11 protein-coding genes are annotated in these 15,476 nt (G+C 70.6%); 6 read left to right on the top strand and 5 right to left on the bottom strand.

Annotation, left to right across the window (positions count from 1 at the left end; translation table 11 throughout):
• Positions 1–96 precede the first annotated feature (96 nt).
• The 5 genes from OG410_RS08345 to OG410_RS08325 are packed head-to-tail and all read left to right on the top strand — an operon-like array spanning position 97 to position 8,160.
• A complete protein-coding gene (locus OG410_RS08345) occupies positions 97–3,066 on the top strand; it encodes a sensor histidine kinase (RefSeq protein ID WP_329304055.1) in 2,970 nt (989 codons plus the stop codon).
• Complete coding sequence (locus tag OG410_RS08340; protein WP_329298536.1) at positions 3,063–3,503, top strand: roadblock/LC7 domain-containing protein; 441 nt, start codon at positions 3,063–3,065, stop codon at positions 3,501–3,503. Before OG410_RS08345 ends, OG410_RS08340 begins: the two co-directional genes overlap by 4 nt.
• Positions 3,504–3,512: 9 nt before the next feature.
• Positions 3,513–3,908: a DUF742 domain-containing protein gene (locus OG410_RS08335; RefSeq protein ID WP_328666732.1), complete on the top strand. Its 396-nt coding sequence runs from the start codon at positions 3,513–3,515 to the stop codon at positions 3,906–3,908.
• Positions 3,909–3,932: 24 nt separating this feature from the next.
• On the top strand, positions 3,933–7,574 hold the full coding sequence (locus OG410_RS08330) for a hydantoinase B/oxoprolinase family protein (protein WP_329298535.1): 3,642 nt from the start codon (positions 3,933–3,935) through the stop codon (positions 7,572–7,574).
• Positions 7,555–8,160, top strand: a complete 606-nt coding sequence (locus OG410_RS08325; RefSeq protein WP_329298534.1) for a GTP-binding protein — start codon at positions 7,555–7,557, stop codon at positions 8,158–8,160. Before OG410_RS08330 ends, OG410_RS08325 begins: the two co-directional genes overlap by 20 nt.
• Before the next feature lie 128 nt (positions 8,161–8,288).
• On the opposite strand, the gene glpK is transcribed toward OG410_RS08325, so the two are convergent.
• From glpK to OG410_RS08300, 5 genes are all read right to left on the bottom strand, one after another.
• The gene (glpK, locus tag OG410_RS08320; RefSeq protein WP_329298533.1) at positions 8,289–9,809 is read right to left on the bottom strand and encodes a glycerol kinase GlpK; all 1,521 of its coding nucleotides are present in this window, start codon (positions 9,807–9,809) and stop codon (positions 8,289–8,291) included.
• Positions 9,810–9,884: 75 nt separating this feature from the next.
• Complete coding sequence (locus OG410_RS08315; RefSeq protein ID WP_329298532.1) at positions 9,885–10,625, bottom strand: MIP/aquaporin family protein; 741 nt, start codon at positions 10,623–10,625, stop codon at positions 9,885–9,887.
• Between the two features lie 505 nt (positions 10,626–11,130).
• The gene (locus OG410_RS08310; protein ID WP_329298531.1) at positions 11,131–12,774 is read right to left on the bottom strand and encodes a GGDEF domain-containing protein; all 1,644 of its coding nucleotides are present in this window, start codon (positions 12,772–12,774) and stop codon (positions 11,131–11,133) included.
• Between the two features lie 256 nt (positions 12,775–13,030).
• Positions 13,031–14,221, bottom strand: a complete 1,191-nt coding sequence (locus OG410_RS08305; protein WP_329298530.1) for a lipid-transfer protein — start codon at positions 14,219–14,221, stop codon at positions 13,031–13,033.
• Between the two features lie 28 nt (positions 14,222–14,249).
• Positions 14,250–14,696 (bottom strand): Zn-ribbon domain-containing OB-fold protein, encoded by a 447-nt coding sequence (locus tag OG410_RS08300; RefSeq protein ID WP_329298529.1) that lies wholly within the window; start codon positions 14,694–14,696, stop codon positions 14,250–14,252.
• Positions 14,697–14,938: 242 nt separating this feature from the next.
• On the opposite strand from OG410_RS08300, the gene OG410_RS08295 reads away from it, so the two are divergent.
• On the top strand, positions 14,939–15,475 hold the full coding sequence (locus OG410_RS08295) for an NUDIX domain-containing protein (RefSeq protein ID WP_329298528.1): 537 nt from the start codon (positions 14,939–14,941) through the stop codon (positions 15,473–15,475).
• Position 15,476 lies beyond the last annotated feature (1 nt).

Genomic DNA, 15,476 nt, shown 5'->3' with positions numbered 1-15,476 from the left:
GCCTTTCGAGTCGGCTCCGTGTCAGTAGTAGGCTCACGCCGTTTGTTGACGCACATGTGTACCCCCGGCCTGGAGGGGGTCGAGCTGGGGGAGGCCATGCGCTTTCGCGGGAAGTCCATCCGCCGGAAGATTGTGGCGCTGCTCCTCGTGCCCTTGGTGTCGCTGGCCGCGATCTGGGCTTTCGCCACCCTGCTCACGGGTCGTGAAGCCAGCCAACTCTTCAGCGTTTCCGAAGTCGTGAAGAAGATCGGCTACCCGACCGAGGACACCGTCAGGGTTCTCCAGCGGGAACGCCGTCAGACACTCGTCTACTTGGCCGATCCCCGCGCGTCCGACGGGCTCGCGGCGCTCAAGCGCAGCCGTGGTGCCACGGACCGCGTCCTGGCGAAGGTCCGCAGGAACGCCAAGGACAAGAGCGTGCGCCAGGAACTCGGCGGGGGCACCGCGGAGCGCCTCACCTCGCTCCTGGACGCCGTCGACGGGATCTCCTCGCTGCGCAGCGGCATAGAGGACGGCACCTTCGACCGCGTCCAGGCACTCGGCCTCTACGACCGTCTCATCGATCCCTGCTACGTGCTGCTGGCCAACCTGCACGTGGTCGACGACGTGGAACTGGACAAGGAGAGCCGCGCCCTCGTCAATGTGTCCCGCGCCCGCGAACTGCTCTCCCGTGAGGACGCCCTTCTCGGCTCCGCACTGGTCGCCGGTCACATCACCCGGGACGAACTCCGCGAAGTCTCCGACCTCGTGGCCCAGCGCACGCTGCTGTACGACATCAGCCTGCCGCTCCTTCCCGCCGCGGACCGCGCCCGCTTCGAGCGCTACTGGGACAACGCCGGCACCGGGCCGCTGCGCGCGGCCGAACAGACGGTCGCCGCCTCCACGGACGGCTCGCCGAGCGGCGTCACGGCGAAGAGCTGGGACGGCGCGGCCGGGCATGTGCTCGCCGAGCTCGGCGAACTCGAGGACCGGGCGGGCGACCACTACCGGGACCGCGTCAGGCCCGTGGCCCTGGGCGTCATCCTCCAGGCCGTCGGCGCCGGCGTGGTCGGACTGATCGCCCTGCTGATCTCGCTCGTCATGTCCGTCCGCATCGGCCGGAGCCTCATCCGCGACCTGCGACGCCTGCGCATGGAAGCCCACGAGGCGTCCGGCGTAAGGCTTCCCAGCGTCATGCGCCGGCTCTCCGCGGGTGAGCAGGTCGACGTCGAGACCGAAGTGCCGCGCCTGGAGTACGACAGGAACGAGATGGGTGAGGTCGGCCAGGCCCTCAACACCCTTCAGCGTGCCGCCGTCGAGGCGGCCGTCAAACAGTCCGAACTGCGTGAGGGTGTCTCCGAGGTCTTCGTCAATCTCGCGCGCCGCAGCCAGGTGCTGCTCCACAAGCAGCTCACCCTCCTCGACACCATGGAACGCAGGACCGAGGACACCGACGAACTCGCCGACCTGTTCCGCCTCGACCACCTGACCACCCGCATGCGCCGCCATGCCGAGGGACTCGTCATCCTGTCCGGCGCGGCGCCGTCCCGGCAGTGGCGCAAACCCGTCCAGCTCATGGACATCGTCCGCGCCGCCGTCGCCGAGGTGGAGGACTACGAACGCGTCGAGGTGCGCCGACTGCCGCGCGTCGCCGTCACGGGTCCCACCGTCGCCGACGTCACCCATCTCGTGGCCGAGCTCCTGGAGAACGCGACGGTGTTCTCGCCGCCGCACACGGCCGTCCACGTCGTCGGCGAACGCGTCGCCAACGGCTTCACCCTGGAGATCCACGACCGCGGCCTCGGCATGACCGCCGAGGCGCTGCTCGACGCCAACCTGCGGCTCGCCGAGACCCCCGAGTTCGAACTCTCCGACACCGACCGGCTCGGCCTCTTCGTGGTCAGCAGGCTCGCCCAGCGGCAGAACGTCCGCGTCTCGCTCCAGCCTTCCCCGTACGGCGGCACCACCGCGGTCGTCTTCATGCCGGACGCACTGCTCACCGACGACGTCCCGGACACCAACGGCATCGGATTCCGCCTCGACCGCACCCTGCCCGCCAAGGAGCGCAAGACCCAGGACCGGGCCGGCGCGGCACTCACCGAGTCGTCGGCGCGGCTGCCCGGTCTGCCCGCCTCGGTCCTCGACGGCCCCGTCGAGCTGGACGTGCCCGTCGACCTGGACACGCTCACCGGATTCCCCGGCGCACTCGGCGACGACGACAGCGAACGCGGAGGACTGTTCCGGCCGCGGCGCTCCATCACCGGGGTTCCCGCAGGGCGGCACCAGCAGACCGGCGACGGCGACGAGCCCGCCGGCCCGGGGGACGACGACCGTCCGGACGGCGCTCCGGTCCCCTTGCCGCGACGCGGGACCCCCAAGCTCGTCAGCTCCCACGGCCGTCCGGTCACGACGACCAGATCCTGGCGCGACCAGGCGGACGAGGGCACGACCCAGGACCTCGAAACGCGGCGGGACCCCGGACGGGGCGAGAACGCGGATCACCGGGAACACCGTGTGCCCGAACTCGAAGGCGCGAAGCCACTGCCCAAGCGGCGCGGCGAGCGATCGGCCGCCTCGGTCCGGCGCGGCGGTGAACGCTCCGGTGCCCCCGGGACACCCGGAGCCATCGGCGCACCCGGGAGACCCGCTCTCCACGAGGCCCCCGAACCTACCGGAACTCCCGGTCTCCGTGAGGGCACCGACCGTCCGAACGCATCCGGCCGCCACGACGCCCCGGCTCTGCCCCGGCGCACTCGTACGACGGCGTCCGCCGCGAGCCCGGAGGAAACGACTTTGCGCCGCGACACCGCGGCGGGGCAGACGGAAGCGGGTACAGCCCCGCTTCCCCGGCGTGTCCGGCAGGCGAACCTGGCCCCGCAGCTGAAGGACGGACCGGCACGGCTCGCGGAGCGCGGCAAGGGCCGCGACGGCACGGGCCCGGACCCCGTCGAACGGGACGCCGAAGAAGTACGCAGCCGTATGGCCTCGCTCCAGCATGGCTGGCAGCGCGGCCGCGAAGAGAACGCCGAGGGCGACCAGGCCCAGGACGGCTCAGCACGAGGAACGACAAAGGGGGATGGTCGATGACCGCACCGAAGGCCGCAGGGCCCACCGCGACCAGCAATGTGTCCGGTGAACTGAACTGGCTGCTCGACGAACTGGTGGACCGCGTCGCCAGTATCAACAAGGCGATCGTGCTCTCCGGCGACGGCCTTCCCACCGGGGCCTCGAAGGACCTCACCCGGGAGGACAGCGAACACCTGGCCGCCGTCGCCTCCGGCTTCCACAGCCTCGCCAAGGGCGTCGGCCGGCACTTCGAGGTGGGCAGTGTCCGCCAGACCGTCGTCGAACTCGACGAGGCCTTCCTGTTCGTCACGGCCGCCGGCGACGGCAGCTGCCTCGCCGTCCTCTCGGACGCCGACTCCGACGTGGGCCAGGTCGCGTACGAGATGACGCTGCTCGTCAAGCGAGTCGGCGTACATCTGGCCTCCAGCCCGCGCACCGATCTGTCCTCGGGCGGGTAGTGGGATGACATGAGCGGAGACGGTCAGGGAAGACGCCACTGGTTCGACGACGAGGCGGGACCGGTGGTCCGCCCGTACGCCATGACCCGCGGCCGCACCACCAGCGCGGCCCAGCACCGCCTCGATCTGATCGCGCTGGTGGTCACGGAACAGCACGCCGAGGACCCCGAGGCGGACCACACGCTGTCCCCGGAACACGTGGACATCGTCGAACTCTGCCGTGGTGTCCCCCAGTCGGTCGCCGAACTCGCGGCGGAACTCGATCTGCCCATCGGAGTGGTGCGGGTCCTGATCGGCGACCTGGTGGATGACGAAATGGTCCATGTGACACGTCCCGTTCCCCCTGCCGAACTGCCGGACGAGAGTATTCTGCGCGACGTGATCAGCGGCCTCCGGGCGCTCTGAGCTCGGCGGAAACGGGGAACAGACGTGACAGGCTGGCAGTTCTGGGTCGACCGGGGCGGGACCTTCACGGACATCGTCGCGCGATGCCCCGACGGCCGGCTGCTCACGCACAAACTGCTGTCCGACAATCCGGACCGCTACGCCGACGCGGCCGTCGCGGGCGTCCGTGAACTCCTCGGCGGCAAAGAGGACGACGCGGGCGCCCGGGTCGACGCCGTCCGCATGGGCACCACCGTCGCGACCAACGCTCTGCTGGAACGCAAGGGGGAGCGCACCCTCCTCGTCACCACCCGGGGCTTCCGCGACGCCCTGCGCATCGCCTACCAGAACCGCCCGGCCATCTTCGCCCGCGCGATCGAACTCCCCGAACTGCTCCACGAACGCGTGATCGAGGTCGACGAACGGATCGCCGCCGACGGCACCGTCCTTCGTGCCCCCGATCTGGACGCCCTCGCCGCATCCCTCCAGGAGGCGTACGACGACGGCATCCGCGCGGTCGCCGTGGTCTGCATGCACAGCCATCTCCACCCCGCCCACGAACAGGCCGTGGGCGAGCTGGCGACACGTGTCGGCTTCCCACAGGTCTCCCTCTCCAGCGAGGTCAGCCCGCTGATGAAGCTGGTGCCGCGCGGTGACACGGCCGTCGTCGACGCCTACCTGTCGCCCGTGCTGCGCCGCTACGTCCAGCAGGTAGCGGCCGAACTCCGGGGCGTACGGCTGATGTTCATGCAGTCCAACGGAGGCCTCGCCGAGGCCGGACAGTTCCGCGGCAAGGACGCCATCCTGTCGGGCCCCGCGGGCGGCATCGTCGGCATGGCCCGGATGTCGCAGCTCGCCGGCTACGACCGCGTCATCGGCTTCGACATGGGAGGAACGTCCACGGACGTCTCCCACTTCGCCGGAGACTACGAACGGACCTACACCACCCGGATCGCGGGGGTCCGGCTGCGCGCCCCCATGCTCGACATCCACACCGTCGCCGCGGGCGGCGGATCGGTGCTCCACTTCGACGGCTCCCGCTACCGCGTAGGCCCCGACTCGGCCGGAGCCGCCCCCGGACCCGCCTGCTACCGCAACGGCGGTCCGCTGACGGTCACCGACGCCAACGTCGCCCTCGGCCGCGTCCAGCCCGCCCACTTCCCGAAAGTGTTCGGCCCCGGCGGGGACCAGCCCCTCGACGACACTCTCGTCCGGGACCGGTTCGCCGCCCTCGCCCGCGAGATCCACGACAGGACCGGCGACGCCCGCACCCCCGAGCAGGTCGCCGAGGGCTACCTGCAGATCGCCGTGGCCAACATCGCCAACGCCGTCAAGCGGATCTCCGTACAGAAGGGCCACGACGTCACCCGCTACGCGCTCACCACGTTCGGTGGCGCCGGCGGCCAGCACGCGTGCATGGTGGCCGACTCGCTCGGCATCCGCACCGTCCTGGTCCCGCCCATGGCAGGCGTCCTGTCCGCCCTCGGTATCGGACTCGCCGACACCACGGCCATGCGCGAACAGTCCGTCGAAGCACGCCTCGAACCGTCCTCGATGCCCGGCATCCTCAAAACCGCCGACGATCTGGAAAGCGCCACCCGCGCCGAACTCCTCGCCGAGGACGTCCCCGAACACCGCATCCGGATCACCCGCCGGGCCCAGCTCCGTTATGACGGCACGGACACGGCACTGACCGTCGAGCTCACCGAACCCGACACCATGACCCACGCCTTCGAAGAACGTCATCACGCCACCTACTCCTTCACCCTCGACCGCCCGGTCGTCGTCGAAGCCCTCTCCGTGGAAGCCACCGGTCTCACCGAACCCCCCGACCTCTCCGCCCTCGCACCGCGCGAAGCCGGATCCGCATCCCGCCCTGCCGCCGCGCCGACCGTCCGACTCCACACCGACGGCTCCTGGCGCGAAGTGCCCCTGCACCGCCGCGAGGAACTCCCGCCCGGTGAGACCGTGGACGGACCCGCGATCATCGCCGAGGCAGGCACGACAACCGTCGTCGACGACGGCTGGCGGGCCGCAACGACCGACGACGGGCATCTGGTCATGGAACGCGCGACGGTCACGGAGAGTTCCGATCTCGGCACGCAAGCGGATCCCGTTCTGCTCGAGGTTTTCAACAACCTCTTCATGTCCATCGCCGAACAAATGGGCGCCCGACTCGAATCGACCGCCCAGTCCGTCAACATCAAGGAGCGCCTGGACTTCTCCTGCGCCCTGTTCGACCCCGACGGCAACCTGGTGGCCAACGCCCCTCACATCCCGGTCCACCTGGGCTCCATGGGCACGAGCGTGCAGGAGGTCGTCCGGCGGCGCGGCGACACCATGCGGCCCGGCGACACCTACGCCGTCAACGACCCCTACCACGGCGGCACCCACCTCCCCGATGTCACCGTGATCACCCCGGTCTTCGGCACGGAGAGTGAGCGGATCCTGTTCTACGTCGCCTCGCGCGGCCACCACGCCGAGATCGGCGGCATCGCCCCGGGCTCCATGCCGGCGAACAGCCGGACCATCGACGAGGAGGGCGTCCTCTTCGACAACTGGCTGCTCGCCGAGAACGGACAGTTCCGGGAGGCGGAGACACTGGCCCTGCTCACTGCGCCGCCTCACCCGTCGCGCAACCCGAAGACGAACCTCGCCGACCTGCGCGCCCAGATCGCCGCCAACCGGAAGGGCGTCGACGAAGTCGGCCGCATGATCGAGGACTTCGGGCTCGACGTCGTCCAGGCGTACATGAGGCACGTCCAGGACAACGCGGAGGAAGCGGTGCGCCGCGTCATCGACACGCTCGAGGACGGAGAGTGCGCCTACGAGACGGACTCCGGGGCGGTCATCCGGGTCCGCGTCTCCGTGGACCGCGCGACACGCTCGGCCACCGTCGACTTCACGGGCACGTCCGCACAGCTCGCCACCAACTTCAACGCACCCTTCGCCGTCGTCAACGCCGCGGTCCTGTACGTCTTCCGCACCCTGGTGGACGACGACATCCCGCTCAACGACGGCTGTCTGCGCCCCCTGCGCATCGTGGTGCCGCCGGGGTCGATGCTCGCCCCCGAGCCCCCGGCCGCCGTCGTCGCCGGCAACGTGGAGACGTCCCAGGCGATCACCGGCGCCCTCTACGCGGCCCTGGGAGTGCAGGCCGAGGGCTCCGGCACCATGAACAACGTCACCTTCGGCAACGAGCGCCACCAGTACTACGAGACCGTGGCCTCCGGCTCGGGCGCCGGCGACGGCTTCCCCGGTGCTCCCGTCGTGCAGACCCATATGACCAACTCGCGGCTCACCGACCCCGAGGTCCTCGAGTGGCGACTGCCCGTCAGGCTCGACGAGTTCGCGATTCGACACGGCAGCGGCGGCCCCGGACACTGGAGGGGCGGCGACGGCGCCGTACGACGTATTCGTTTCCTGGAGCCGATGACCGTCTCGACGCTCTCACAGCACCGCAGGGTGCCGCCGTACGGCATGGCGGGCGGCGGGCCCGGTGCTCTCGGCGTCAACCGGGTCGAGCGCGCCGACGGCACCGTCACGGAACTCGGCGGAAGCGATACGGCGGACGTCGGCCCCGGAGACGTACTCGTCATCGAAACCCCCGGCGGCGGGGGCTACGGCCCACCGTCGCACAACCCCCACACAGCAGGAGAAGAGACCGATGATCTTCGGGCGTTCTGAGCGCGGCAAGCCTCCGGTCGAGCCCGTCACGCTCAAGATCCTTGTCGCGGGCGGCTTCGGCGTGGGCAAGACGACCCTCGTCGGCGCGGTCAGCGAGATCAGGCCGCTGCGCACCGAGGAAGTCCTCACAGAGGCGGGCCGGCCCATCGACGACATCAGCGGTGTGGAGGGCAAGCACACCACGACCGTCGCCATGGACTTCGGCCGGATCACGCTCCGCGAGGACCTGGTGCTCTATCTGTTCGGGACCCCCGGACAGGACCGTTTCTGGTTCCTCTGGGACGAGCTCGCCACCGGTGCCCTGGGCGCCGTCGTGCTGGCCGACACCCGCCGCCTGGAGGACTGTTTCGCCGCGGTCGACTACTTCGAGCGACGCTCCATTCCCTTCGTGGTCGGAGTCAACTGCTTCGAGGACGCGTCCCGTTACCCCGCGGACGCCGTCCGCCAGGCCCTCGACCTCGACCCGGATGTGCCCGTCGTCCTGGGCGACGCGCGGGACCGCGAGTCGGTCAAGGAGGTTCTCATCCGCGTCGTCCAGCACGCCATGGCGCAGGCGGCCGCCGCCCGTGAGGCCGTCACGACCTGACGCACGCGCGGCCCCGCGGCCGTCACGTCGCGTGGGTGCGGCCCGTACCCCCGCCGACCGGGGTACGGGCCGCGGTCATGTACGCGCGCGTGCCTCACCCGAGCCGCACACGCGCGTGGGCGCCGGGGTCACCCGACGGTGTCGTCGTGCCAGCCGAAGCTCTTCTCCACCGCCTTGCGCCAGTTGTCGTACTCGCTGTCGCGCACCGATGCCTCCATGGACGGCGTCCATTCGACGTCCTTCTGCCAGTGCGACTTCAGTTCGTCGAGGTCGTTCCACACCCCGGTCGCGAGCCCCGCCGCGTACGCGGCACCCAGACTGGTCGTCTCGGAGACCTTCGGACGGATCACCGGCACGCCGAGGACATCCGCCTGATGCTGCATCAGCAGATGGTTCCTGGTCATGCCGCCGTCCACCTTCAGGGTGGTGATCCGTACCCCGGAGTCCTGGTACATGGCGTCCACGACCTCACGCGTCTGCCAGCTCGTGGCCTCCAGGACCGCCCGTGCGAGGTGCGCCTTCGTGACGTACCGCGTGAGCCCGGTGACGACACCGCGCGCGTCCGAGCGCCAGTAGGGGGCGAACAGGCCCGAGAAGGCAGGCACGATGTACGCGCCGCCGTTGTCCTCGACGCTCGCCGCCAGTGTCTCGATCTCGTCGGCGGAACGGATGATGCCCAACTGGTCCCGGAACCACTGGACCAGGGCGCCCGTGATCGCGATCGACCCTTCGAGGCAGTAGACCGGGGCCTCGGTGCCGATCTTGTACCCCATGGTGGTCAGCAGTCCGTTCTTCGACGGAACGGGCCTGTTGCCGGTGTTCAACAGCAGGAAGCTGCCCGTGCCGTAGGTGTTCTTGGCCGTGCCGACGTCGTAGCAGGCCTGGCCGAAGACCGCCGCCTGCTGGTCGCCCAGCGCCGACGCGACCGGCACACCGCCGAGTTGGCCCACGGCGGTCCCGTACACCTCTGCGGAGGACCTGATCTCGGGAAGCACCGCCTCCGGGATGTTCATCGCGGAGAGGATGGACGGGTCCCACTGGAGGGTGTCCAGGTTCATCAGCATGGTGCGCCCGGCGTTGGTCACGTCCGTGACGTGCCGCCCGCCGTCGGTGCCGCCGGTGAGGTTCCAGATGAGCCACGAGTCGATGGTGCCGAAGGCGATCTCACCGTGCTCGGCGCGGGCGCGCAGGCCCGGGACGTTGTCGAGCAGCCAGGCCGCCTTGGGCCCGGAGAAGTAGCTCGCCAGCGGGAGTCCGGTCTGCTCGCGGAAGCGGTCCTGGCCGTCCGGGCCGCCCAGTTCGTTGCACAGCGCCGACGTGCGGGTGTCCTGCCAGACGATGGCGTTGTGGACGGGCTTGCCCGTGGTCCGGTCCCACAGAACCGTCGTCTCGCGCTGGTTGGTGATGCCGAGCGCGCTGAGCCGGCCGGGGCGCAGTCCGGCCTTGGCGAGCGCTCCGGCGACCACGGCCTGCACCTTGGACCAGATCTCGGTGGCGTCGTGCTCCACCCAGCCCGGTTTGGGGAAGATCTGGCGGTGTTCGCGCTGGTCGACGGCGACGATCGCGCCGCCGTGGTCGAAGATGATGCAGCGGCTGGAGGTGGTGCCCTGGTCGATCGCGGCGACGTACTTCTCGGATGTGTCCGTCATGTCGTCCCCTTACGTGTTCTTCGTCAGGAGGCTGCTGTCTCGTCAGGAGGCCGCACTTCGGGTGGTGGCGTTACGTCAGAAGGCCACGTTGTAGATCCCGGCGCCGACGGCGGCACCCGCGATCGGGCCGACCACCGGGATCCAGGAATATCTCCACTCCGAAGTGCCCTTGTTGGGGATCGGCAGCAGCGTGTGGGCGAGGCGCGGTCCCAGGTCGCGGGCCGGGTTGATGGCGTACCCGGTGGGGCCGCCCAACGAGAGACCGATGCCGACGACGAGGAAGGAGATGAGCAGGACCGGCAGACCCGCGGCGCCGATGCCGGCGACATGCTTGCCGCCGCCGACGAGTCCGAGGATGGGAAGCATCAGGGCGGCGGTGGCGATGATCTCGGTGATCAGGTTCTGTACCGGATTGTCGATCTCGGGACGCGTCGAGAAGATTCCCAGCGTCTCGATGGCCTTGTCGTCCTCGGCGTTGAGGTTGAACTGGCCGAGGTAGAGCAGCCAGCACAGGACCGCGCCGATGACGGCGCCGGCGAACTGGCCGAGGATGTAGAAGGGCACGTCCGACCACTTCGTGGAACCCTCGATCGCGAACCCGATGGTGACCGCCGGGTTGATCTGCCCTCCCGACAGCGGCGCCGAGGTGTAGGCACCGGCCAGGACGCCGAAGCCCCAGCCGAAGGTGATGACGATCCAGCCCGCTCCCTGGGCCTTCGATCTGTTCAGGGTGACGGCGGCGCACACACCCGCGCCGAAGAGAATCAGAATCGCTGTGCCGATCAACTCGCCGACAAAGATGTCTCCGTTGCTCATGGCGGCTCCTGGACTCTCGCCCGGAACGATTCGCTCCGGGCCACCGTGCAGAGTGCGTTCCCATGGCTGCTTCAGCCGAAGGCAGGGAGTTCCCGCGCCCCGCCCGGCGTCCGTGACGAGCGTGCATTTGCTGTGGAATCGCCTGTGGGGAACGGCCCTGGGCTCGGGCCGGAACCCGAGCGATGCGGTGCCTGAGGGCGCCCGATTGCGGCGATGCCGACGACACCCGGAAGTGTTCACCGGCGCCCAGGGGGCGTCAAGGTTGTGGACCGCACCGGTTGGAGGCGCGAAATGGACGTCCCGCGGAGGGCGTCGGCGCCGTACGAGTGGACCATTTCCGGCCAGACGGCCAGACGGCCAGACGGCCAGATGCCCAGACTGTCGGATGGTCATGTGATCGCTCGTCAGGCGGTGCCGGATGATCAGGCGGTCGAGTGATCGGGCAGTCGGTCCGTCAGGTGATCGGATGTTCGCCCGGTCGGGGAGGGCGAGGTGCTCGTTCGGTTCAGCCGGTCAGCGTCTGACCGTACGACTCCGTCGGACCGGTCCCGGTGCCGCGCCGGATCTCATGCCCGGGCAACCCCGCCCGCCCCAGCACCCAGCTCGCCCCGTCCAGAGCCTTGGCGGCCTGCTTGAGGGGGGCCAGAGAGGTGGCCGCCTGCCGGTGGTCGATCACGCTGCCGGGCGCGCACAGAACCGTGGCCAGCGACAGCGTGACCGCGCGGCCGCCCGCGGACCAGGGTGTGTCGAGCACCGACGCGGCCAGCGGGTCGAGGGTGTCGGGGTCGGCGAGGACCAGGAAGTCGTCGCCGCCGATGTGGCCGACCAGCGTCGCCTCGGACGCCGAGTGCTGGAGCATCCGGCCCACCGCCCGGATCAGCTCGTCGCCGGCCGCGAACCCCGCTCCGTCGTTGACCTGCTTGAAATGGTCGATGTCCAGCCAGCTCAGTGCGAACATCCGGCCGTCCGCGATCCGCCGGTCCACCTCCCCGGTGATCGTGTCCGAACCGGGCAGCCGGGTCAGCGGGTTGAGCCCCGCCGCCTCCTCGACCCGGCTCTCCGACAGCGCCCGTACGAGGTCCGCGAGGCGTACGACGCCCACGCACCGCCCGTAGCGGTCGACGACCGCGACATCGTCGGAGGTACGGTCCCGGTCCCCGTCCGCGACGACGTCGAGCACTTCCCAGGCCGTGGCGTCGACGCCGACCGTACGTGGCGCGTCACCCAGTTTGGCGGCGGGCCGGTCGGCGTACAGGGCGTGCCCGTAGCGCCCGGACATCGACAGCAGGAAGCGTGACCGGTGCACCGAGCGGACCGGTATCCCGGACGGATCCACGAGCAGCACACCGGACACGTCGGGCGACCCGGTGAGCAGGGCTCTGACCTCTCCGGCCGACGCGGTGGCCGGCAGCAGCGCGGCCGGGCGGACGAACTGCCCCACGGACGGCCCGGACCGGGGTACGCCGCGGACGGCGGGCGACAGCGCCGGAACGTATACGTCCGCCGAGGGCAGCCGGGCGGGCGGGGCGAACAGATCGCCCTGCGCGAGCTGCGCGCCCGCCGACACCGCCGCGGCGCACTGCAGTTCCGTCTCTACGCCTTCGACGGACAGCAGCGCGCCGAGCTGTTCGCACAGTGTCCGCATCGCCCGGACCGCCGCGGGCCGCGACAGCAGGGACACGTCGAGCTTCATCAGCTCCGGGGCGAGATCCGTGAGCAGGCGCAGCGGTACGTCGCCGTCGCCGATCCCGTCCGCGCAGATCCGGAAGCCCTCGCTGCGCACGGTGGCCACCGCCTCCAGCAGGGCGTGCTGCGGCACGTGCGTGTACGGCGGGACGATGTCGACGGTGATCTCCCAGGGAAGCCGCCCGGCCTGCCGTACCTCGTTGCGCAGCGCGGAGAGCCGGCCGAGGTCGGCCAGTGTTCCGGCGAACACGTTGACGTGCAGGGGGAGCAGTGACTCCCTGCGGGCGGCGGCCCGGATGGCCAACGCGGCAAGCCGGCCGTCCAGTTCGGGCTCGCGGCGGGCTCGCGCCAGGATGTCGCCGGACTCCGGACGGGCGAGCGTCTCCAGCGCCGCGACCCCTCCGGTCGTCAGATTGACGACCGGTTGGAAGGCGAAACGGACCATATCCGTCCAGGAGGGCACAGCAGCATGGTCCCGCCGACGGCGTACGCCGGTGGGCGATTCACGAGGTGTTCACGCAGGATTCCGGGGTCGTCACAGTAGGTGTGGAGGAGGCTCCGGGCGCGCCGCGCGCATCGACTCCCCCGGAGTGACGCGCGCCCGGTGCGGCCCGTGTCGGACAAGGCGCTCGGGGCGTCCCAGGAAGCAGCCGACCGAGGGCCGGCCGCGTCTCCCGTGGCCTTCGGATCCCCCCGGTCCGATGAGGACCGCCGCGTGGCTACCGAACCGCCACGACCGAAGAGCCGTGGCCGAACAGCCCCTGGTTCGCGGTGATCCCCACCCGTGCCCCGGCGACCTGCCGGTCACCCGCACCGTCGCGCAACTGCCAGGTCAGCTCGCACACCTGGGCGATGGCCTGCGCCGGAACGGCCTCTCCGAAGGAGGCGAGTCCGCCGCTGACGTTCACCGGTATGCGTCCGCCGAGTGCCGTGGCGCCTTCCCGTAGGAGTTTGGCGGCCTCGCCCTCCCCGCAGAGCCCGAGGTCTTCGTACCACTGCAGTTCCAGCGCGGTCGACAGGTCGTAGACCTCCGCGAACGAGAGATCCTCGGGGCCGATACCCGCCTCCTCGTAAGCCGCTCGGGCGATGGACGCCCGGAAGGTTCCGGCCGCGGGCTCGACGGTGGCCGCCGAGTCCGTGGCGATGTCCGGCAGATCCAGCACGGTGTTCGGGTAGTGCGGCGACACGGTCGACACCGCGCGGATCCGGACCGGGTCGGCGATCCCGTGCCGGTGTGCGAACTCCATGCCGGCCAGCACCACGGCGGCGCCGCCGTCCGAGGTCGCGCAGATGTCGAGCAGCCGCAGTGGATCGGCGACCACGGCCGACGCGGCGACCTCCTCGGCCGTGACCGGCTTGCGGTAGCGGGCGTTGGGGTTGAGCGCGCCCAGGGCCGCGTTCTTCACCTTCACCTGGGCGAAATCCTCCGGGGTGTCGCCGTACAGAGCCATCCGGCGTCGCGCGTACAGCCCGAAGTACGTCGGATTCGTCGCCCCGAGGACACGGAAGCGCAGCCAGTCCGGATCGTCCGGCCGGTCCCCGCCGGCGGGGCGGAAGAACCCCTTGGGTGCCGCGTCCGCGCCCACCACGAGGACCACCTCGGCGAGGCCGGAGAGTATCTGGGCGCGTGCTGTGCCGAGCGCCTGCGCCCCGGAGGCGCAGGCCGCGTACACACTCGCCACGCGTGCTCCCTGCCACCCCAGGGCCTTCGCGAACGTCGCCCCCGCCACATACCCCGGATACCCTCCGCGCACGGTGGCCGCGCCCACGACCGAGTCGACGTCCCGCCAGCCGATCCCCGCGTCGGCCAGTGCCGCGTGCGCCGCGGCGACTCCGTACTCGACGAAACGGCGCCCCCACTTGCCCCACGGGTGCATCCCCACACCCAGCACCGCCACATCACCGGTCACGCCGTCACCTCTGTCCGCCCCGAGTCGTTCATGCCGTCACCTCTGCAGGCCGCCAGTGCCACGTCGTCCAGGTCGTCTCCTCGTCCTCGTGCAGGACACCGGGGACGACCTCCACCTCCATGCCCACCGTCAGATCGGCGACGGTGATCCCGGGAACCGCCTGGCCGAGCACCACGAGGCGCTCGGATTCCAGTTCCACGGCGATCAACGCGTAGGGCTCCCATTCGAGTTCCGGATCGGTGACATACGGTGACGGAGGCCGGTACCGGCTGTCCGTGTAGGACCAGACGCGTCCTCGGGGGGACAGGGGCACCTCCGCCAGCTCGCCGCCCGTGCACCCTGGATTGCGGCAGAAGGCGTCCTCACGGGGGAAGAACACCGAGGCACACACCGAGCACCGTGTGCCGAGCAGGCGGAAGCCGTTTCCTTCCCCGGTGAACCACCCGGTGACGACGGGTGTGCGTGTGCGCGACACGGTCCCTCCAGGACACTCGATCTGACGGAACGTCAGAAGTGTGCCACGAGGGGAGGCGATTGGGCAGGGCGTCCGCACGGACCGACGGGTGCCCGCGGACGCCGGAGCACCAGCCGCGGCGGACCGCGGCGCGGGATGTGCCTTCGGCCGCCTCGTCCGCCCCGCCCGAGCCGTTCCGCCTCAGGCGCCTCGTCGGGTCCGACCCGAAGACGTCGGTTCGGTGATGGACTACAGTCCGCGGCGTGTCCGAAACCCCGCACCCGCCTGCCGACTTCGCGCCCGATTCGCACTGCTCGAGCTGTGGCGCCCCCTACGGAGAGGGCATCTCCGGCTGGCCCCGCACCTGCGCCGCCTGCGGCACGGTCGCCTACCGCAATCCGCTGCCGGTCGCGGTGGCCCTGCAGCCCGTCTACGACGACCGGGGTGCCGCCCTGGTCGTCATCACCCGGACCATCGCCCCCGCGCGCGGGGGCGTGGCCCTGCCCGGAGGCTTCATCGACCACCGGGAGGACTGGCGGCAGGCCGTCGTGCGCGAGCTCAAGGAGGAGACGGGCATCGACGCGGCGAGCAGGGAAGTGCGGCTCGCCGACGCGATGAGCTCTCCGGCGGGCCATCTGCTGCTTTTCGGGCTCCTCCCGGAACGCCCCGCCGCCGAACTTCCGCGGTCCGCCGCCACCGACGAGACGGAAGGCTGGCATCTGCTGCGCCGGCCCGCCGAACTCGCCTTCCCGCTCCACACCCTGGCGGCCCGTGCCTGGTTCGAGGGGCGGTACATCTGAG

The organism is Streptomyces sp. NBC_00659, from assembly GCF_036226925.1.
In the GTDB taxonomy this organism is placed as follows: Bacteria; Actinomycetota; Actinomycetes; order Streptomycetales; family Streptomycetaceae; genus Streptomyces.
This window is presented reverse-complemented; position numbering and strand designations above follow the sequence as displayed.